Here is a 19,560-nt window from a genome sequence, read left to right on the forward strand (position 1 = left end):
GTTCAGAGACGAAAAAGATATATCTAAATGCGCTTTTCGGCTTGCCAGTTTCTGAAAATCGATCTAGTTTAGATATATCGAAATGATTCGATATATCTAAATAGGACGTAAACTATGTTTAGCAAAATGTTTGAAGGCCGCCACCGCGGTCACGGTTGCCGGGAAGAAGGGCATCGTGGTCATTGCCGTCATGAATCAGATCGCAGCGATCGCAGCGATCACAGCGAGCGTCACATGTTGCGCCGGGATGGCCGCCATCGTGGTGAAGAACGTGGTGAAGAAGGGCGCGAACGTCGCGGACGTGGCGAAGGCCGTCGCGGTGGCCGTGGCGAGCGCGGTGTGCATCGTCTGTTTGAACACGGTGATTTGCGCCGCGTGCTGCTGGCGCTGGTGGCGAAGAAACCGAGCCACGGTTATGAGTTGATCAAAGCCATCGAAGAAGCGTCTTCCGGTCTGTATGTGCCAAGCCCGGGCGTCATTTACCCGACGCTGACGCTGCTGGAGGAGCAGGATTTTCTCGAGCCTGTCGCCACCGGTAATGGTCGTAAAAGCTATCAGATAACTGAAGCCGGAAAAGTCGAACTGGCGCAGCATCAGGCGGCGGTGGATGTGATTTTTGCCCGTCTGGCTGGCGCTCAGCGTCCGCGCGAAAACAATCTGGCAGAAGGTATTCATGAATCGATGCACCGCCTGCGTCACGCGCTGCGCGGCAACATGATGCGTTCGGATTTAACGCCGGAGCAGGTGGTGCGGGTGAGTGCCATTTTGCAGCAGGCTGCGGAAAGTCTGGAAGCTGAATTTGGCGAAGCCAAACCGGAAACTGACGAACCTAAGGCATAAAACGATAGCCCACGCCGGTTTCAGTCAGTAAATGACGCGGCCGGGTGGCGTCGGCCTCCAGTTTCTGGCGCAAATGCCCCATGTAGATGCGCAGATAATGGCTGTGTTCGACGTAATTCGGGCCCCACACGTGGCTCAGTAACTGACGCTGAGTAATCACTTTGCCGCTGTTTGCCAGCAGTTCGGCCAGCAGGCGAAACTCAATCGGCGTCAGATGACAGTCTTCCCCGTTTCGCTGTACGCGGCGGTTGATCAAATCTACCGTCACATCCGCAAACGTGACCAGCGGGCTTTCCTGTGAGCTGCCCGCATGGCGGCGCAACGCAACGCGAACCCTCGCCAGCAGTTCACCAACGCCAAACGGCTTGGTCAGAAAATCATCAGCACCGGCATCCAGCGCAGCAATTTTGTCTTCTTCGCTCGTGCGTGCTGACAACACAATAATCGGGATCGCGCTCCAGTGGCGTAAATCGCGGATATAAGTCAGGCCGTCACCGTCCGGTAAACCGAGATCGAGAATAATCAGATCCGGTTTACGCGTGCCGGCCTCAATCAGCCCGCGTTGCAGCGTCTCACTTTCAAATACCCGTAAGCCTTCCGCCTCGAGCGCCGTGCGCACAAAGCGGCGGATCTCTTTTTCGTCTTCAACAATTAAAATATTTACCGGGGATGCGCTCACGTTGCCTCGTCGATGTCAGTGTCCATATCCGCTTCCATCTCAGGCAGGGCTTCCAGCGGCAGCCTGAAACGAAAACGCGCGCCGCCGTCAGGGCCATTCTCCGCCCAAATACGTCCGTCGTGCACCTCAATAATGGCACGGCAAATCGCTAATCCCAACCCCACGCCGGGAATAGCTGACTCTTTATTTCCCCTGGCGAATTTTTCGAAAATAGCGTGTTCGGCACCGGCCGGAATTCCCGGACCGTTATCCCAGACTTCGATCTCCAGCCACTCATCCAGTGGTGTGGCTTTTATGCCAATCGTCGCGCCAATTCCGGCATATTTATGGGCGTTTTCCAGGAGATTGATCAGCACCCGTTCAATCAGGCTGGCGTCGCAGTTCACCAGCACCATTTCCTTCGGCAAATCTATCTCGATGTGGTCGTGAGCCAGCACCGGTTCAAGCATCCGCAGCGCGCTGCCGGTGATTTCTTCCACTGACTGCCACTCTTTGCGCAGATTAAATCCGCCGGACTGAATGCGCGCCATATCCAGCAGATTATTCACCAGCCGTGTGGTGCTCAGTACCTGCTGGCGGATCTGGCTGGCCTGCGGGGCGTGCTTCGAACCTTCCGACGCCAGATCCAGCGTCAGGATTTCCGCCTGCCCGAAAAGCACCGTCAGCGGTGTGCGCAGGTCATGGGAAAGCGCTGAAAGCAGTGAGTTGCGCAGTTGCTCGCGTTCAGTTTCCAGTCTTGCTGTTTCCGCGCTGGCGGCCAGATGCAGACGTTCCAGGGCATTAGCAATCAGCACGGTGAAAGTTTGTAGCAGACGTTGCTGTTCCGGCACCAGTAGCTGACGGATATTCGGCGGTTCGACCGCCAGCAGACCGCGCGATTCCCCGGAAGCAATCAGCGGCAGAAGCTGATACGGCACGCCGGGCAGGGTATCGGTGCCCGCACCGGCAGGCAGTTTTTTATCGAAACTCCAGCGGGCGATGGCGTCATCCACCACAATCGAGGTGGTTTCACCGGCAGGTTGTGCCAGTTCGCCATTCTCCTGCGGCAGCAAAATGGCGGTTTTGGCATTCAGGCTGGACGAAATAAAGTGGCGGCTGGTTTGCGCAATGGCTTCCGGCGTCAGCGACTGGCTCAGCCCTTTGGACATTTCATACAGATGCTGCGCGCGTTTTTCACGGTGACGGGCGATGCGCGCCTGATAACGCACACCGGCGGTCAGATTCCCGATCAGAATACCGACAATCAGCATGACGCCGAACGTCACCAGATACTGTGCATCAGTGACCGCCAGCGAGCCGCGCGGCTGGACGAAAAACAGATCGAAGCTGACGACATTGATTACTGCCGCCAGCACCGACGGCCAGCGGCCATAAAACAGCGCGACAATCACCACGCCGAGCAGATACACCATCACCAGGTTGGCCTGATCGAAGGTCGGCACCAGCCATTGCGACATCACGGTGATCACCGCACACAGCGCCACTGCCAGTGAGCAGCCCCAGAGCTGGCGGCTGAAGCGGTCAGCGAATGTGCGTGAGTCCTGTTCTTTGCGTGCCGGATTGGGCGGAGAATCTTCCAGTCCGACCACGATGAGATCGAGATCCGGCGCGATATCTGCCAGTTTATCGGCAAAACTGGCACTGAACTTCCAGCGTTTTTCGCGGCGGCGGCCGGTCACGATTTTGCCCAGACGATGCTCGCGGGCGTAGCGCAAAATCGCCTGTTCTTCCTGCGGATCGGAGAGGGTGGCGGTTTCTGCGCCCAGCTCCTGCGCCAGTTTCAGGGAATGCAAAATGGCGCGTCGCTGGCCTTCCGGCAGACGATGCAGACGAGGCGTTTCTACATACACGGCGTGCCAGACGCAGCCGAGACGTGCGGCCATGCGCGACGCAACACGCACCAGTTTTTCATTACCGCCGCCGTGACCAATGCACAGCAACAGCGCGTCGCGGGTATGCCAGACACGATTAACGCCCTGATCGTCGCGATATTCGCGCATCTGATCGTCAACGCGATCGGCGGTGCGGCGCAGGGAAAGCTCGCGCAGGGCAATCAGATTGCCTTTACGAAAGAAGTGTTCGATGGCGCGTTCGGCCTGACCGGGAATATAAACTTTGCCTTCTTTCAGGCGCTGGCGCAGGGAGTCTGGCGGCAAATCCACCAGCACCACTTCGCTGGCGTCATCAAACAGACGGTCGGGAACGGTTTCGCGAATAATAATGCCGGTGACGCCGCTGACCACATCGTTCAGGCTTTCGAGATGCTGCACGTTGACGGTGGTAAACACGTCGATTCCGGCATCGAGTAACTCTTCGACATCCTGCCAGCGCTTCGGATGGCGCGAACCGGCGGCGTTACTGTGCGCCAGTTCGTCCATCAGGATCAGGGCAGGGCGGCGGGCCAGCGCGGCATCGAGGTCAAATTCCTGCACCTGACGACCGCGGTGGTTTATGCGTTTCGGTGGTAACAGAGAAAGCCCCGGCAGCAGCGCCTGCGTTTCCTCCCTTCCGTGGGTTTCCACCACGCCAACCAGCACGTCGAGACCGGTGGCACGCAGACGCTGCGCTTCCTGCAACATGGCAAAAGTTTTCCCGACGCCCGCACAGGCGCCGAAAAAGACTTTCAGTTGCCCGCGTGGCTTCTCATTGGCGAGTGCCAGCAGGCTGTCAGGATCGGGTCTTTCTTCTGTCATATCACCCTTCATACTTCGAGCTGCAGGTGCGTTGGCTTCACTCAGTCACCCGAATCACTTACTTATGTAAGCTCATCGGGACTCCTTCACTTGTCGCCTTTCTGCAACCCGAATTATTTTGGTTGGTTAATTGGTTAATTGGTTAATTGGTTAATTGGTTTTCAGTTCATCCAGCGCCTGATTCAGCCCGAGCACGTTAACCACGTCGGGGCCGAGGAAACCAATCAGCGGCGATGATGTATTATCATCAATCAATTTATTCACTTGCGCCAGTGGCAGACCACGCGCGGCAGCAATGCGCGGTGCCTGCCATTGGGCGGCGGCGACCGAAATCTGCGGGTCTAAACCACTGCCACTGGCGGTGACCAGATCCACCGGCACCGCCGCCGGACTTTGCGGGTTGGCCTTGCGCAGCGCAGCCACACGGTCTTTCACCGCCTGATCCAGCGCCGGATTACTGGCCGCCAGATTGCTGCCAGCGGACGCCATCGGGTTATATGGCGAGTCGGAGGTGACAGAAGGACGTCCCCAGAAATAATCATTACGGGTAAAATTCTGCCCGATCAGTTCTGAGCCAATCACTTTATTGCCGCTGTCTTTTACCAGCGAACCCATGGCCTGAGTACGGAACACCAGCTCGGAAACCCCGGTGGTCAGCAGCGGATAAACGACGCCGGTCGCCAGCGTCAGCAGAACCGTCATCACCAGAGCCGGGCGGACATAGGACATTCTTTTAACGGACATAATGGTCTTCCTCAAAAATCAGCTCAGATGTAAAACGGTCAGGATCACGTCAATCAGTTTGATACCTGCAAACGGCACCAGCAGTCCGCCGACGCCATAAATCCACAGGTTACGGCGCAGCAGGGCGGCGGCACTCATGGCTTTATAGCTCACGCCTTTCAGCGCCAGCGGGATCAGGAACACAATCACCAGGGCGTTGAAAATAACCGCCGACATGATGGCTGAAGACGGCGACGTCAGGTGCATGACGTTCAGCGCATTCAGTTGCGGATAGGTCGCCGCGAATGCCGCCGGAATAATGGCGAAATACTTCGCCACGTCGTTGGCGATACTGAAGGTGGTCAGTGAGCCGCGCGTCATCAGCATCTGTTTACCGATATGCACCACTTCAATCAGCTTGGTCGGGTTGGAATCGAGATCGACCATGTTCCCCGCTTCTTTCGCCGCCTGTGTACCGGAGTTCATCGCCACCGCGACATCTGCCTGCGCCAGAGCCGGGGCGTCGTTGGTACCGTCGCCGGTCATCGCCACTAAACGGCCTTCCGACTGATACTGACGGATCAACGCCAGTTTGGCTTCCGGCGTGGCTTCCGCCAGAAAATCATCCACACCTGCTTCGGCGGCAATCGCAGCGGCTGTCAGACGGTTATCCCCGGTGATCATCACCGTTTTTATGCCCATTTTGCGCAGTTCGGCGAAACGTTCCTTGATGCCGCCTTTGACGATATCTTTCAGTTCGACCACGCCCAGCACTTTCGCGCCTTCGGCCACCACCAGTGGCGTGCCGCCTTTGCGCGCTACGTTTTCCACCAGACCATCGACGGCTTTCGGGAAGGTGCCGCCGTTGGATTCCACATGACGACGGATCGCATCCACCGCACCTTTACGGATGCTGCGCTCGCCGACGTTTACGCCGCTCATGCGGGTTTGCGCGGAGAAGGGCACGAAGGTCGCATTCAGTGAATGAATATCGCGTTCGCGCAGGTTAAAGCGCTGCTTCGCCAGCACTACGATACTGCGGCCTTCCGGTGTTTCATCCGCCAGAGACGATAACTGCGCGGCATCGGCCAGTTCCTGTTCCGTCACCTGAGGGGCGGGCAGGAACTGCGAGGCCTGACGGTTACCGAGCGTGATGGTGCCGGTTTTATCCAGCAGCAGCACATCCACGTCACCAGCGGCTTCTACCGCACGACCGCTGGTGGCAATCACGTTGGCTTCCAGCATACGGCTCATCCCCGCCACGCCGATAGCCGACAGCAAACCGCCGATGGTGGTCGGGATCAGACACACCAGCAGCGCGACCAGCACGGTGACAGTCACCGGAATACCGGCGTGGCTTGCGCCCACGCTGAACAGTGAGAACGGATACAGCGTGGCCGTTGCCAGCACGAACACCAGCGTCAGCGCCACCAGCAAAATGGTCAGCGCCACTTCGTTCGGGGTCTTGCGGCGTTTCGCGCCTTCGACCATCGCAATCATGCGGTCGAGGAAGGTATCGCCGGGGTTGGCCGAACACTCCACAACCAGCCAGTCGGACAACACGCGCGTCCCGCCGGTAACCGAGGAGAAATCACCGCCGGATTCGCGGATCACTGGCGCGGACTCACCGGTAATCGCGCTTTCATCCACAGATGCACCGCCGATCAGCACTTCGCCGTCGCACGGCACGGTATCGCCCGCTTCGATCAGCACGTAATCGCCTTTGCGCAACGTATCGGCAGCGACTTTGATCACCGGCGATTCAGGGCGCGGTTCGTAGATTTTTTTCGCCCAGCTGGTTTTCTGCACGCCTTTCAGGCTCTGCGCCTGCGCCTTGCTGCGGCCTTCCGCCAGCGCTTCGGCGAAGTTGGCAAACAGCACGGTGAACCATAGCCACAGCGACACGCTGCCGGTAAAAGCCGCGCTGCCGTCGGTACGGTGCAGCAAGATCGCCAGCCAGATAAGGGTGGTCAGGATGCTGCCCAGATACACCACGAACATCACCGGATTGCGCCACTGAACGCGGGGATCCAGCTTTTTCACCGAATCCAGCAGGGCAGTGCGGATCAGGCGGGGTTCAAATAACGCACGTTGTTTACGACTCATCTTTTTAGTCTCTATATTCATCAGTTCAACGAGTTACGCAGCATTACTGTGCTGACCAGACCTGCAAATGTTCCGCGACCGGTCCCAGCGCCAGTGCCGGAATAAAGGTCAGCGCGCCGACTAACAACACGGTGCCGACCAGCAGGCCGATAAACAGCGGGCCGGACGTCGGCAGGGTGCCGTTGCCTGCCTGCTGGCGCTTTTTCGCCACCAGTGAACCGGCAATCGCCAGCACCGGAATGATCACCCCGAAGCGGCCAAAGAACATGCACGCGGCCAGCAACAGGTTGTAGAACGGTGTGTTCACACTCAGCCCGGCAAATGCGCTGCCGTTGTTGTTGGCGGCGGAGGACACCGCGTACAGCACTTCACTGAAACCATGTGCGCCGGGGTTTAAAATCCCAGCGCGACCTGCGTCGGTGACCAGTGCCAGCGCAGTGCCAAGCAGCACCAGCGTCGGTGTAACCAGGATCGCCAGTGCGGTCATCTTCATGTCGTAAACGTCGATTTTCTTACCGAGATATTCCGGTGTGCGGCCTATCATCAGCCCGGCGATAAACACCGTCAGCAGCACGAACAACAGCATGCCGTACAGGCCGGAACCCACGCCGCCGAACACCACTTCACCGATCTGCATCAGCCACATCGGTACCATGCCGCCGAGCGCGGTGAAGGAATCGTGCATGGCGTTGACCGCACCGCACGATGCCGCCGTGGTGACCACCGCATACAGGCTGGAAGCCAGAATGCCGAAGCGGCTTTCCTTCCCTTCCATATTGAAGTTGCTGTCAGCGCCGAGCATCGTGAAGTGCGGATTGCCCTTGAGTTCGGCGTACATCACCACCACCACAGAGACGACGAAAATCACCGACATCGCCCAGACCAGCGCGTGTCCCTGACGGTTGTCGCCGACCACCCGGCCAAACGCGAAGCACAGCGCACAAGGGATAATGAAAATTGCCAGCATCTGCACCATGTTGGTCAGCGCCGTCGGGTTCTCAAATGGATGCGCGGAGTTAGCGCCAAAGAAGCCACCGCCGTTGGTGCCGAGCATTTTGATCGCTTCCTGAGAAGCCACCGGCCCCATCGGCAACGTCTGTTGCAGGCCTTCCAGCGTAGTGATGTGCTGATACGCTTCGAAGTTTTGCAGTACGCCCTGACTGACGAAAAACAGCGCCAGCAGGAAAGATACCGGCAGAAGCAGATACAGCGTGATGCGCCATAAATCTATCCAGGCATTACCGATGGTCTGCGCTGAAGGACGCGCAAAAGCGCGGATCAGAGCGAACGCTACGGCGATACCGGTGGCAGCAGAGAGGAAGTTTTGCACGGTCAGTCCGACCATCTGACTGAGATAGCTCAGCGTACTTTCGCCGCTGTAAGCCTGCCAGTTAGTGTTGGTGACGAAACTCACCGCGGTGTTAAAGGCCAGATCCCATGACAGTCCGCCATAGTGCTGCGGATTCATCGGCAACGCGCCCTGTGCCATCAGCATCGCCGTCAGCACAATAATGCCCAGAATGTTGAATACCATGATCGCCAGCGCGTACTGCCACCAGTTCATTTCAGCATGGCTGCTGCCAGACGTGCGTAAAACACCGTTTTCTATGCGCTGAATAAATGCGCCGGGCTGTCCTTCGATCAGTTGAGCAATAAAGTTACCCAGTGGTTTTGCCAGCAGCAAAAGCACCAGCATAAAACTGGCAATCAGTAAGAATCCGGTTGCGGCCATTTAAAAATCCTCCGCATTCAGCAGGGCATAAACCAGATAGCCGAGCAGCAGAAGAACCAGTAATGCGCCGCAGATTACGCCAACACTCACAATCCACCTCCACAGGTGTGTTTTTATGTTGTGGCGAGAATAAGGAAAGGCGGGAAAAGATCCTGAAAAGAAACATAACCGCAGTGTAAAAAAAGTATAAAAATTCCTTCGTCCTGGAAACCACAGCGGCGTTACCTGCGCTCAATAACCCGAATCACTGACCTGAGTCAGCTCATCGGGATTCTTTCGCTGGGTGCCTTGCTGTGACTCCAATGACTTAGGAATTAGTGATTAACTTTAATTGCGTATTTATTTAACCATTCTGTAACTAAATTACAGCGCCAGGGCGAAATTGGCGAATATTTACACTTTTAAGTGGTCAGATGAGTAGTAAAATTTCATCAATTGCAGTATATTTTTCGCAACTTACAGTTTCCGAAAACTTTCCAAATTTCACAGGAGCAACGCGATGAATGAATACACGCCATATACAATGACCCGCATACTGGCCCGCCGCGCTTTTGTTATCGCAGCCGGTGTTCTGGCCCTGCCGGTCATGCTGTTCCGCGCTGACCGCGCCCGTTTTTACAGCTATTTACACCGCGTCTGGATGAAAACCAGCGATAAGCCGGTGTGGCTGAGTCATGCTGAGATGGCGACACAAGATTTTTACTGATTTATTCCCGTCGTCCTTGACGCCGCAGCTGCGTTGGCTACATTCGCTCACCCGAATCACTGACCTCAGTCAGCTCATCGGGATTTGCTCATTCGCCGTCTTGCTGCAACGCCAATGACTCGGGACTAACCTGAGAAGTTTAAGAAACCCCGTTTCCCTGCGGGGTTTTTTATTGCTTGTCGATAAACCTGTACAACATTATTTTTATGTATAACTTGTGCTAAGGTTATACATGCAGGTGATGAAGTTAAGGCACCCCTCTTTTTTCTCAATACCGGGAGCTGACCATGGCGAAAACAATTCCAGTGGGCATCAGTGCATGTCTGTTGGGCGACAACGTGCGTTTTGATGGCGGTCATAAACGCCTGGCGTTTGCCGTCGAGCAGTTATCGCCTTATGTGCGCTTTGAGTCGATCTGTCCGGAAATGGCCATCGGCTTGCCGGCACCTCGTGCCGCACTGCGTCTGATTAAACACGATGACGGCGTGATCATGCGTTTCAGCAACGATGACACGACCGATATCACTGAGAAGATGCAGGCCTACGCGGAAAAACGCGTTGCACCGCTCGATCACCTTTGCGGCTATATCGTTTGTGCAAAATCTCCCAGCTGCGGAATGGAGCGGGTGCGGGTGTACAGCGCCAACGGTAAAGATGCCAAAAAATCCGGCGTCGGAATTTATACCGCCGAGCTGATGAAACAGCATCCCTGGCTGCCGGTAGAAGAGGACGGGCGTCTCAATGATCCGGTGTTACGTGAGAATTTTGTCGAGCGCATTTTTACGCTGTTTGAACTGAATCAGCTGCGGGAAAGCGGTCTGACGCGCGGCAAACTGATGGCTTTCCACAGCCGTTATAAACTCATTCTGCTGGCCCACTCGCAGCCGGAATACCGCGAGCTGGGGCGCTTTGTTGCCGCAATGGCCGAATGGGATTCCCTTGAAGAATACTTTAAAGAATATCGCCTGCGGTTAATGAATCTGCTGAGTCATAAGGCCACGCGTCGTAATCACACCAACGTGCTGATGCACGTGCAGGGATATTTCCGTAAACAGCTGAGTTCGCCGCAACGTCAGGAACTGGCCGGGCTGATCGACCGTTACCGTCAGGGCATGCAGCCGCTGCTGGCGCCAATCACGTTGCTCAAGCATTACATGTCGGAATATCCGGACGCTTATCTGGCTGACCAGCGTTATTTCGAGCCTTACCCGGAAGCACTAAAACTTCGATACGGACATTAAAAGGAGTGTTATGACCACGCATTTAGTCTGGTTCCGTAATGATCTGCGGATAACCGATAACCGCGCGTTGCATGCTGCCTGTGAAGACCCGCAGGCGCGAGTGATTGCCCTTTTTATCGCCACGCCGGAACAGTGGAAACAGCATCAGATGGCACCACGGCAGGCGATGTTTATTTATCAGCATCTTCAGGCACTGCAACATTCACTGGCTGAGCGCGGTATCGGACTGCATTACCATCAGTGTGATGATTTTGCTGACAGCGTGGACTGGCTGAAGGATTTCTGTAAAGCCGAAAAAGTGGATGCGCTGTTTTACAACAAACAGTATGAATTCAATGAACGTCAGCGCGATGCAGCAGTTGAAAAAGCGGTCAGTGAATCGGTCATCTGCCACGCGTTTGACGACAGCCTGCTGCTGCCGCCGGGTTCGGTCACGACCGGCAATAATGAAATGTACAAGGTGTATACGCCTTTTCGCCGCGCGTTTTTATCCCGCCTGACCGAGTCCGACAGCCGTTCCCTGCCTGCGCCACAAGCCCGGGAAAATGCCGGAAAAGTGGTGATGCACCGGCTGATGCCCTTCGATTATCCGCTGGCGGATATTGGTGACGACTTTGCGATTGGCGAAGAAGCTGCGCGTCATCAGCTGCGCAGTTTCTGCCGGGAACAGGTTCAGGATTATCTCGAACAACGCGATCTACCGGCGGTCGACGGCACCAGTTCGCTGTCGCCGTATCTGGCGATTGGTGTGCTGTCGCCGCGTCAGTGTCTTAACCGTCTGCGCACCGAATGCCCGGATGTGCTGGAGAAAACCGACGGCGGCGCGTTCGGCTGGCTGAATGAGCTGGTGTGGCGTGAGTTTTACCGTCATCTGATTGTTGCCTGGCCGAAGCTTTGCAAGCATCAGCCGTTTGTGGAATGGACCGACAATGTACGCTGGCGTCATGCACCGGAAGAGTTACAGGCGTGGAAAGACGGTAAAACCGGTTATCCGATTGTGGATGCGGCAATGCGTCAGCTGAATTCGACAGGCTGGATGCATAACCGCCTGCGTATGATTGTCGCCAGTTTTCTGGTGAAAGATTTGCTGATCAACTGGCGCGAAGGCGAGCGTTATTTCATGTCGCAACTGCTCGACGGCGATCTGGCGGCCAACAATGGCGGCTGGCAGTGGGGCGCTTCTACCGGCACCGACGCCGCACCGTATTTCCGTATTTTCAACCCGACCACGCAGGGGGAACGTTTTGACAAAGCAGGACGCTTTATCAAAGCCTGGGTGCCTGAACTGGCGGATGTGCCAGAAAGAGACATTCATCAACCCCATCGCTGGGCGGAAAAACAACATCGCGTGCTAGACTACCCGCTGCCGGTTATTGATCATGCGCGGGCGAGAAAAGACACGCTCGCGGCGTTTGAGGCGGCAAAAAACCGGTCTGACTGACCTTACTCTCACCACGACAAGGAGCGATGTGATGAAAAAGCACCTGCTGGCGCTGATGCTGGCATGCTGGGCGGGACAGGCCACCGCAGGATTTGATGTGGTGGCGCTGGGCGTGAACGGCGGCGTCGAAGAAGGCAATCTCACCTCGTACCTGATCAGAAGTGATGATCAAAAACTCTATCTCGGGCTGGATGCCGGTTCTGTTTTGCCGGGCATCCGCAAGGCGCTGGATAAGGGCAGTTTTCCGCAGGTGACCGCTGAAAATGCTGCGCCACTGACCCCGCAGGGCGCGGTTTTCCGCAATCTGATTGGCGGATACTTTATCAGTCACAGTCATCTCGACCATCTTGCAGGGTTGATTATCAGCTCGCCGGAAGACAGCAAAAAACCGATTTACGGCACGGCGGATACCATCGGTACGCTGCGTCAGCATTATTTCAATGGCCGCGTCTGGCCTAACTTCACCGATTCCGGCAGCGGTTTGCGCATCGGCACTTATCGCCTGAATCAGCAGCGTCCGGCACAACGTTTCTCCCTCGGGCTGACCGGTCTGGACGGCAATATTTATCCGCTCAGCCATGGCGGCACACCATCGAGCATGATTCTGGTGAGCCGCAATAACGAGTCGTTTGCCTTCTTCGGCGATACCGGCCCGGATGAAGTCGAAAAATCGAAGAACCTGGATACCGTCTGGCGCGTGCTGGGTGATGAGGTGAAAGCCAAACGGCTGAAAGGCATCATCATCGAGACCTCTTATCCTGATGGTGTGCCTGACAGCAAACTGTTCGGGCACCTGACACCGGACTGGTTGCTCAAAGAACTGGGGATTTTGCAGCAATACGCAGGGGGCGAGGGTTCGCTGAAAGATATGACGGTGATCATCAGCCACGTCAAACCGGGCCTGAAAGCGGGTGCGGATCCTGAAAAAGAGATCATGGCACAGCTGGAGAAAGGCAATAAATTTGGCGTGAAGTTTGTCAGAATGGCGCAGGGTGATAAATTAGAGGTCAAATAGACCATTCATTTAATAACGAGAAACGCCATGAATAATCTCCAGCTTGAACGCCTGATTAATCAGAAACTGGACATCAGCAACTACAAAGATTACGCGCCGAACGGATTACAGGTTGAAGGCCGTCGCGAAGTACAGCGCGTGGTGACCGGTGTGACGGCGTCGCAAGATTTGCTGGATGCCGCGATTGCGGTGGAAGCCGATGCGGTGCTGGTGCATCACGGTTACTTCTGGAAAGACGAACCGGCTGAAATTCGTGGCATGAAACGCAACCGTCTCAAGACGTTGCTGGCGACCGATACCAACATGTACGCCTATCATCTGCCGCTTGACGGCCATCCTGAACTGGGCAATAACGCGCAACTGGCAAAGCTGTTCGGAATTAATGTGCAGGGCGAAATTGCCGTGCTGTTGCCGTGGGGCGAGCTGGAAAAACCGCTGACCGGTGAAGAGTTTCGCCAGCGCATCGAAGTGACGCTGGATCGCAACGTCCTTCACAGTTCACAGAATGCACCGGCTGAAATCCGCCGTGTGGCGTGGTGTTCCGGTGGTGGTCAGGGCTACATTCAGAAAGCGGCGGAATATGGCGTCGATGCCTTTATCAGCGGCGAAGTGTCCGAACAGACGATACATATTGCCCGCGAAATGGGACTGCATTTCTACGCCGCCGGCCATCACGCCACAGAACGTTATGGCGTGAAAGCGCTGGGTGAATGGCTGGCAGCGGAACATGGGTTAGACGTCATGTTTATCGACATTGATAACCCTGCCTAGGGGCTATCTTATTTGCCATTCTGAATCCGGGCAGTGCTCGTGACAGTCACGTACTCATTGTACGCTCCTGTCCCTGCGCGCTGGCCGAATCCAAACTGCCTGCAACGATTACGCCCCTTACTTATGTATCGTTTTATCAGTTGTCTCTTCAGAAACGCTGTCTTCCAGCAGGGTAAACGCCCGCTGTAATCCGGTATCCACTTCGGGGTCTGCGCCCTGCGGTGGATACTTGCTTTCCTCTTCTTCCTCTTCTACCTCTGCGGCTTCGCTTTCCTCAACCAGCGGTTCAACCACATTTTCCGGCGCGGGCATGGTGTCCTGAATCATCTGCTCATCAAACGCCGGATTCAGTGCAGGAGAGAGCGGGGAACTGCTGAGGCTGTCCGGCATGGCGATGTGCGGAACCGGTGCATCGACCGCCATCTGCGTCTCTTCTTCTTTTTTCGATGTCCGGCTCAGCGCCACAATGCCGCCGCCGCAAATAGCAAAAAATGCGTACAAAATATTGCCACCCAGTGGCTCGATCAACGCGCCCACCGCCAGCGGACCGATACAGGCACCGACGCCGAACGCCATCAGCAGACAGGCGGACAGCGAAACACGCCTTTCCGGCTCGATCATGTCATTGGCCAGCGCGACGACCAGCGGGTACAACGTGAACTGCATCAGGCTGACGATAAAACCAATGCCAAGCAGCAGCGGGAAGGAGATATGCGTGAGCAGTGCCAGCGGCAATGCCGCCACGGCCAGCAGAATCGCGTTAATGCGCATCAGCATGTTGCGGTTATACCGATCCGAAAGCCAGCTCAGCGGGAACTGCGCCAGTAATCCGGCGAAAATCGCCAGCGCCATAAACAGACCGGTTTGTTGTGTGCTCAGCGATTGCTGGCTGGTGTAAATAGGTGCCAGCCCGTAGAACGACCCGACGACCATGCCAATCAGCAACGTGATAGCCAGCACTTTGGGGATCGCGCCGATAAAGAATTTCAGCTCCATCGGCGCCGGAGACATATGTCCGACGTTGGTGCGCGTCGTCAGGGCAATCGGCACCAGACACAGGGCGAAACACAGCGCGATAACGATAAGCGTACTGACGCCTAAATCGCTGTTGAGCATCAGCACCACCTGACCAAGTGCCATCCCGAGATAAGACGCCACCATATAAAAGCCGAATACCACGCCGCGCTGACTGGCTTCGGCCTGGTCGTTAAGCCAGCTTTCCAGCACCATATATTGCACCATCATGCACAAGCCGATGATCAGGCGCAGCACTACCCAGATCGGGATAATGTCGGTCAGGCCATGACCCAACACGGCGGCGGTAATGATGCCGGAACAGGAAACGTAAGCGCGAATATGCCCGACGCGGGCGATCAGAATGTGACCGACTTTACCGCCGATCACCAGCCCGATGTAGTTGGCCGCGATGATTGCCCCAATCATCGCGCCGCTGACGTGGACAGCGGACAAACGCAGGGAAATGTAGGTAGTCAGCAGGCCGGAGCCCAGCAGCATCAGTAATGTCGTGGTGTACAGCGGAAAGAAGAGTGCTAACGGTTTTCTCACAGGCCATCCCTATTGTGTAACGAAGGCGTTATCCAAACGCTAAAAAAACAGCAACTTTTATGAGAGTACCAGTTGCGGACGGCGGGCGAAACCTCAGTGTCCTGCGCAAACGGGCAGATGAGTTGACATCACCACTCGATTTCACGCATAACTGATAACAAATCTCACACTATTGATTTAGTGAATAACCTGATGATCCACAACCTTTCTTTGAGGAGTGCCTGAGTGCAACGAGCACGATGTTACCTGCTGGGTGAACGCGCAGTAGTGCTGGAACTGGAACCTCCGGTTTCGCTGGCGAGCCAGCAGCGTATCTGGGGACTGGCTCAGCGTTTACAGGATCGGGCGACCTATCCCGGTGTCCGCGAAGTCATACCCGGTATGAATAATCTGACGGTGTTACTCACCGACGCACAAAGTTCGGCGCTGGATGCGATTGAACGCCTGCAAACCTGGTGGGAAGAGAGTGAAGCGATTGAGCCGGCATCACGGCTGATTGAAATTCCGGTGATTTACGGTGGCGCACAGGGCCCGGATTTAGAGCATGTGGCGCAGCATACCGGCATGACGCCGCGTCAGGTGGTCGAATGCCACAGTGGCATTGATTACACCGTCTACTTCCTCGGTTTCCAGCCCGGCTTCCCTTATCTGGGCGGCATGCCGGAGAAACTGAGCACACCGCGTCATGGTGAACCGCGTCTTTCTGTACCCGCAGGCTCGGTCGGTATCGGCGGCAGCCAGACGGGTATTTATCCGCTGGCCACGCCGGGCGGCTGGCAGTTGATCGGGCAAACGTCGGTGGCAATGTTTGATCCGCTGCGCGAGATCCCGACATTACTCCTGCCGGGTGACAGCGTGCGCTTCGTGCCACAAAAGGAGGGCGTATGCTGAAGGTTTTACGCGCAGGGATGTTGACCACCGTGCAGGATTTAGGCCGTAACGGTTATCGCCAGCAGGGCGTCAGCCAGTCCGGTGCGCTGGATGCGCCGGCGTTGCGGATTGCTAATCTGCTGGTCGGGAATGATGAGAATGCCGCCGGTCTGGAAATCACGCTCGGTCAGTTCAGCGCAGAGCTCCACCGCGAAGGTTGGATTGCGCTGACCGGTGCGGGCTGCCACGCGCAACTCGATGGCAAAGATCTCTGGACCGGCTGGAACTATCCGGTGAAGCCGGGGCAAATTCTGACCATGAAAATGCCGACGCGCGGTATGCGCAGTTATCTGGCGATTTCCGGCGGGATTGATGTGCCGCAAGTCATGGGGTCGCGCAGTACGGATCTGAAAGCCAGGTTTGGCGGTTTTCAGGGGCGTCAGTTGCAGGATGGCGATCAGCTTCCCACCGGCGACTCATACCAGCAGCCGAAGCATTCCGGCGGCATTAAACAGTTGCTGTTCGGCAACCGTATCCGCGCCTTGCCGGGACCGGAATATCAGGAATTCAGCGCGCAGTCGCGTGAAGAATTCTGGCGTGCCTCGTGGCAGCTTAGTCCGCAAAGTAACCGTATGGGCTATCGTCTGCACGGGCATGTCCTGAAGCGCGAAACTGACCGCGAAATGTTGTCGCACGGCCTGTTACCGGGCGTGGTACAGGTGCCGCACGGCGGACAACCGATTGTGCTGATGGCCGATGCCCAGACTACCGGCGGTTATCCGCGTATCGCCTGTGTCATCGAAGCCGATTTATACAATCTGGCGCAAATCCGCCTTGGCGAACCCGTTCACTTTGTGAAATGTACGCCAGAAGAGGCGCAGAAAGCGCTGCGTGAGCAATCGCTGTTTATTGAGCAGGTAAAACGAGGGCTGCATGGTCGTTGATCTCAACGCGGATTTAGGCGAAGGCTGTGCCAACGATGAGGCACTGTTGCAACTGGTCAGTTCCGCCAATATTGCCTGCGGATTCCATGCCGGTGACGCGCAGACCATGCGTCAGTCTGTGCGCTGGGCGCTGAAATACGGCGTGGCGATTGGCGCGCATCCGTCGTTTCCCGACCGGGAAAACTTTGGCCGTACTGCGATGCGGTTGCCTCCTGAAACGGTGTACGCACAGGTGGTGTATCAGCTCGGTGCACTGGCCGCCATCACCCGTGCGGAAGGCGGGGAAATGGTTCACGTGAAGCCGCACGGCATGCTTTACAATCAGGCTGCGACCGACGCTATTCTGGCTGATGCGATTGCCCGTGCGGTGCATACCATCAACCCGGGGCTGCGTCTGGTCGGACTGGCGGGCAGTGAATTGATCCGCGCGGGTGAGCGGCTTGGGCTGAAAACGCGTCAGGAAGTGTTTGCTGACCGCCGGTATCAAAGTGACGGCACGCTGGTGCCGCGCAGTCAGCCGGATGCCATGATTGAAAGCGACGAACTGGCGCTGGACCAGACGCTGGCAATGGTGCAACAAGGCAAAGTTCTCAGCCGCGAAGGACTCTGGGTGCCGGTCAGCGCCGATACTGTCTGCCTTCACGGCGACGGTGAGCACGCACTGACTTTCGCCCGCCGGTTGCGGGAAGCGTTTGGTGAGCAAAACATTCAGATCAGCGCGGGCTGATCTTAGGGAATCTCAATGCGTAAAGTTCTGGTAACCGGTTTTGAGCCTTTTGGCGGCGAGCGTGTGAATCCGTCATGGGAAGTGGTCAAACAGCTCGGCGATCTGGAGTTATCCGGCGCGCAGATTGTGGTGCGTCAGTTGCCTTGTGTGTTCGGTAAAGCTATTGATGCGCTGAATGCGGCAATTGATGAAATCCTGCCGGAAATGGTGATTTGCGTCGGACAGGCGGGCGGGCGCGTCGATTTCAGTCTCGAACGTGTGGCGATCAACGTCGACGATGCGCGTATTCCTGATAACGAAGGCAATCAGCCGGTGGACGAAACCATTGTCGCCGACGGACCTGCGGCCTATTTTTCCTCACTGCCGATCAAAACGATTGTCAGCGGATTACGCGAATCCGGTATTCCGGCGTGCGTATCACAAACCGCCGGAACCTATGTCTGTAATCACGTGATGTACGGGCTGATGCACCGTCTGGCTCAGCCGTCATGCAAGGTGGTGAAGGGCGGTTTTATCCATATTCCTTATCTGCCGGAACAGGCGGCGAAGCATCCTGGCGCGCCGAGTATGTCAGTACACACTGTCCTGAACGCCCTTGAGCTGACTATCGCTATCGCGCTGCACACGGAACAAGATTTGAAAATTGCTGAGGGTGCGACTCACTGATGCCAGAAGGTCCTGAAATCCGCCGCGCTGCCGATTTACTGGCAGAAGCGGTGGTCAATAAACCGCTTACGGAAGCGTGGTTTGCGTTTCCCTCATTAAAACCTTATCAGTCTGCACTGCGCGGAACGAAAATCACCTCGATTGAAACGCGTGGCAAAGCGCTGCTGACGCACTTTTCTAACGGACTGACGCTCTACAGCCACAATCAGCTCTATGGTGTCTGGCGGGTGGTGAATGCCGGTGAAGTGGCGAAAGAAACCAAACGCTCGCTGCGGGTAAAATTGCAGACCACCGACGCGGCGATCCTGCTGTACAGCGCATCGGAGATCAGTATTTACGATACGGCGGAAATCGAGAATCATCCGTTCCTGCAACGTATCGGCCCCGACGTGCTGGATGAGACGTTGACGGTCGCACAGGTACGTGAGCGGTTACTCTCACCTAAATTCTGCAACCGGCAGTTAGGCGGAATGTTGCTGGATCAGGCTTTTCTGGCCGGGCTGGGTAATTATCTGCGGGCGGAAATTCTCTGGCTGGCGAAACTATTGCCAGATCATAAACCGAAAGAACTGAACGACGAGGAGCTGGATGCGCTGGCGGATGCCTGTTTGTCTGTTGCGCGGTTATCTTATGCCACACGCGGCACGATGGATGAAAATGTGCATCACGGCGCGCTGTTTCGCTTCAAGGTGTTTGGCCGCACGGGTCAGCCTTGTGAGCGCTGCGGTGATCCGATCGCGAAAACCAGCGTGTCATCGCGACCGTTTTTCTGGTGTCCGGTGTGTCAGGTATGAGTGATAAAAAAGGGCACCGGAGTGCCCTTGCTCTGTCTAATTAGGA

Annotated in this window: 18 protein-coding genes; 11 read left to right on the top strand and 7 right to left on the bottom strand. The window is 56.2% G+C overall.

All coding sequences use genetic code 11. From position 1 onward, the window contains the following. Positions 1-114 precede the first annotated feature (114 nt). The gene (locus EC840_RS10205) at positions 115-840 is read left to right on the top strand and encodes a PadR family transcriptional regulator (RefSeq protein WP_132965162.1); all 726 of its coding nucleotides are present in this window, start codon (positions 115-117) and stop codon (positions 838-840) included. On the opposite strand, the gene kdpE is transcribed toward EC840_RS10205, so the two are convergent. From kdpE to EC840_RS10235, 6 genes are all read right to left on the bottom strand, one after another. After that, positions 830-1,519, bottom strand: a complete 690-nt coding sequence (gene kdpE, locus EC840_RS10210; protein WP_113876042.1) for a two-component system response regulator KdpE — start codon at positions 1,517-1,519, stop codon at positions 830-832. The genes EC840_RS10205 and kdpE overlap by 11 nt on opposite strands. Beyond that, positions 1,516-4,212, bottom strand: a complete 2,697-nt coding sequence (gene kdpD / locus EC840_RS10215; RefSeq protein WP_132965164.1) for a two-component system sensor histidine kinase KdpD — start codon at positions 4,210-4,212, stop codon at positions 1,516-1,518. Before kdpD ends, kdpE begins: the two co-directional genes overlap by 4 nt. A 150-nt stretch (positions 4,213-4,362) precedes the next feature. Next, a complete protein-coding gene (gene kdpC / locus EC840_RS10220; protein WP_181955573.1) occupies positions 4,363-4,941 on the bottom strand; it encodes a potassium-transporting ATPase subunit KdpC in 579 nt (192 codons plus the stop codon). 33 nt (positions 4,942-4,974) lie between these two features. Then, positions 4,975-7,041, bottom strand: coding sequence for a potassium-transporting ATPase subunit KdpB (gene kdpB / locus EC840_RS10225; RefSeq protein ID WP_113876040.1), 2,067 nt, complete (start codon positions 7,039-7,041; stop codon positions 4,975-4,977). Between the two features lie 43 nt (positions 7,042-7,084). Next, positions 7,085-8,773 carry a potassium-transporting ATPase subunit KdpA gene (kdpA, locus tag EC840_RS10230; RefSeq protein WP_132965166.1) on the bottom strand — a complete coding sequence of 563 codons (1,689 nt, stop codon included), beginning with the start codon at positions 8,771-8,773 and terminating at the stop codon, positions 7,085-7,087. After that, on the bottom strand, positions 8,774-8,863 hold the full coding sequence (locus EC840_RS10235; RefSeq protein WP_071823630.1) for a K(+)-transporting ATPase subunit F: 90 nt from the start codon (positions 8,861-8,863) through the stop codon (positions 8,774-8,776). A gap of 409 nt (positions 8,864-9,272) precedes the next feature. Here EC840_RS10235 and EC840_RS10240 point away from each other — a divergent pair, with 409 nt between their 5' ends. The 5 genes from EC840_RS10240 (at position 9,273) to EC840_RS10260 (ending at position 13,947) form a co-directional block, all read left to right on the top strand. Further along, entirely contained in the window at positions 9,273-9,479 is a 207-nt protein-coding gene (locus EC840_RS10240; RefSeq protein ID WP_095921190.1) for a YbfA family protein, read from the top strand. A 287-nt stretch (positions 9,480-9,766) separates the two neighbouring features. Then, complete coding sequence (locus EC840_RS10245; RefSeq protein ID WP_113876038.1) at positions 9,767-10,720, top strand: DUF523 and DUF1722 domain-containing protein; 954 nt, start codon at positions 9,767-9,769, stop codon at positions 10,718-10,720. A gap of 10 nt (positions 10,721-10,730) precedes the next feature. Further along, a complete protein-coding gene (gene phrB, locus EC840_RS10250; RefSeq protein WP_132965168.1) occupies positions 10,731-12,161 on the top strand; it encodes a deoxyribodipyrimidine photo-lyase in 1,431 nt (476 codons plus the stop codon). A gap of 31 nt (positions 12,162-12,192) precedes the next feature. Further along, positions 12,193-13,176, top strand: a complete 984-nt coding sequence (locus EC840_RS10255; RefSeq protein WP_132965170.1) for an MBL fold metallo-hydrolase — start codon at positions 12,193-12,195, stop codon at positions 13,174-13,176. A gap of 27 nt (positions 13,177-13,203) precedes the next feature. Beyond that, positions 13,204-13,947, top strand: coding sequence for a type 2 GTP cyclohydrolase I (locus EC840_RS10260; protein WP_112289171.1), 744 nt, complete (start codon positions 13,204-13,206; stop codon positions 13,945-13,947). Positions 13,948-14,064: 117 nt separating this feature from the next. On the opposite strand, the gene EC840_RS10265 is transcribed toward EC840_RS10260, so the two are convergent. After that, entirely contained in the window at positions 14,065-15,513 is a 1,449-nt protein-coding gene (locus EC840_RS10265) for an MFS transporter (RefSeq protein ID WP_112289172.1), read from the bottom strand. A gap of 225 nt (positions 15,514-15,738) precedes the next feature. Between EC840_RS10265 and pxpB the strand changes: the two genes are divergently transcribed. From pxpB to nei, 5 genes are read left to right on the top strand one after another with little or no spacing between them, the layout of a single operon-like run. Beyond that, positions 15,739-16,404: a 5-oxoprolinase subunit PxpB gene (gene pxpB / locus EC840_RS10270; protein WP_132965172.1), complete on the top strand. Its 666-nt coding sequence runs from the start codon at positions 15,739-15,741 to the stop codon at positions 16,402-16,404. Next, complete coding sequence (pxpC, locus tag EC840_RS10275) at positions 16,398-17,327, top strand: 5-oxoprolinase subunit PxpC (RefSeq protein ID WP_113876033.1); 930 nt, start codon at positions 16,398-16,400, stop codon at positions 17,325-17,327. The genes pxpB and pxpC overlap by 7 nt, the downstream gene beginning before the upstream one ends. Beyond that, the gene (gene pxpA, locus EC840_RS10280) at positions 17,317-18,054 is read left to right on the top strand and encodes a 5-oxoprolinase subunit PxpA (protein ID WP_113876032.1); all 738 of its coding nucleotides are present in this window, start codon (positions 17,317-17,319) and stop codon (positions 18,052-18,054) included. The genes pxpC and pxpA overlap by 11 nt, the downstream gene beginning before the upstream one ends. Before the next feature lie 15 nt (positions 18,055-18,069). Then, positions 18,070-18,720 carry a pyroglutamyl-peptidase I gene (pcp, locus tag EC840_RS10285; RefSeq protein WP_132965175.1) on the top strand — a complete coding sequence of 217 codons (651 nt, stop codon included), beginning with the start codon at positions 18,070-18,072 and terminating at the stop codon, positions 18,718-18,720. Next, on the top strand, positions 18,720-19,514 hold the full coding sequence (nei, locus tag EC840_RS10290; protein ID WP_129638384.1) for an endonuclease VIII: 795 nt from the start codon (positions 18,720-18,722) through the stop codon (positions 19,512-19,514). Before pcp ends, nei begins: the two co-directional genes overlap by 1 nt. Positions 19,515-19,560 lie beyond the last annotated feature (46 nt).

The organism is Rahnella sp. JUb53 (assembly GCF_004346065.1).
GTDB lineage: Bacteria > Pseudomonadota > Gammaproteobacteria > Enterobacterales > Enterobacteriaceae > Rahnella > Rahnella variigena.

Coding starts and splice junctions, on each gene's coding strand:
- kdpC (WP_181955573.1), bottom strand. CDS start 4,941: ATGTCCTATGTCCGCCCGGCTCTGGTGATGACGGTTCTGCTGACGCTG.
- kdpA (WP_132965166.1), bottom strand. CDS start 8,773: ATGGCCGCAACCGGATTCTTACTGATTGCCAGTTTTATGCTGGTGCTT.
- phrB (WP_132965168.1), top strand. CDS start 10,731: ATGACCACGCATTTAGTCTGGTTCCGTAATGATCTGCGGATAACCGAT.
- EC840_RS10205 (WP_132965162.1), top strand. CDS start 115: ATGTTTAGCAAAATGTTTGAAGGCCGCCACCGCGGTCACGGTTGCCGG.
- kdpD (WP_132965164.1), bottom strand. CDS start 4,212: ATGACAGAAGAAAGACCCGATCCTGACAGCCTGCTGGCACTCGCCAAT.
- pxpA (WP_113876032.1), top strand. CDS start 17,317: ATGGTCGTTGATCTCAACGCGGATTTAGGCGAAGGCTGTGCCAACGAT.
- EC840_RS10260 (WP_112289171.1), top strand. CDS start 13,204: ATGAATAATCTCCAGCTTGAACGCCTGATTAATCAGAAACTGGACATC.
- pxpC (WP_113876033.1), top strand. CDS start 16,398: ATGCTGAAGGTTTTACGCGCAGGGATGTTGACCACCGTGCAGGATTTA.
- EC840_RS10255 (WP_132965170.1), top strand. CDS start 12,193: ATGAAAAAGCACCTGCTGGCGCTGATGCTGGCATGCTGGGCGGGACAG.
- EC840_RS10245 (WP_113876038.1), top strand. CDS start 9,767: ATGGCGAAAACAATTCCAGTGGGCATCAGTGCATGTCTGTTGGGCGAC.
- nei (WP_129638384.1), top strand. CDS start 18,720: ATGCCAGAAGGTCCTGAAATCCGCCGCGCTGCCGATTTACTGGCAGAA.
- kdpB (WP_113876040.1), bottom strand. CDS start 7,041: ATGAGTCGTAAACAACGTGCGTTATTTGAACCCCGCCTGATCCGCACT.
- pcp (WP_132965175.1), top strand. CDS start 18,070: ATGCGTAAAGTTCTGGTAACCGGTTTTGAGCCTTTTGGCGGCGAGCGT.
- EC840_RS10240 (WP_095921190.1), top strand. CDS start 9,273: ATGAATGAATACACGCCATATACAATGACCCGCATACTGGCCCGCCGC.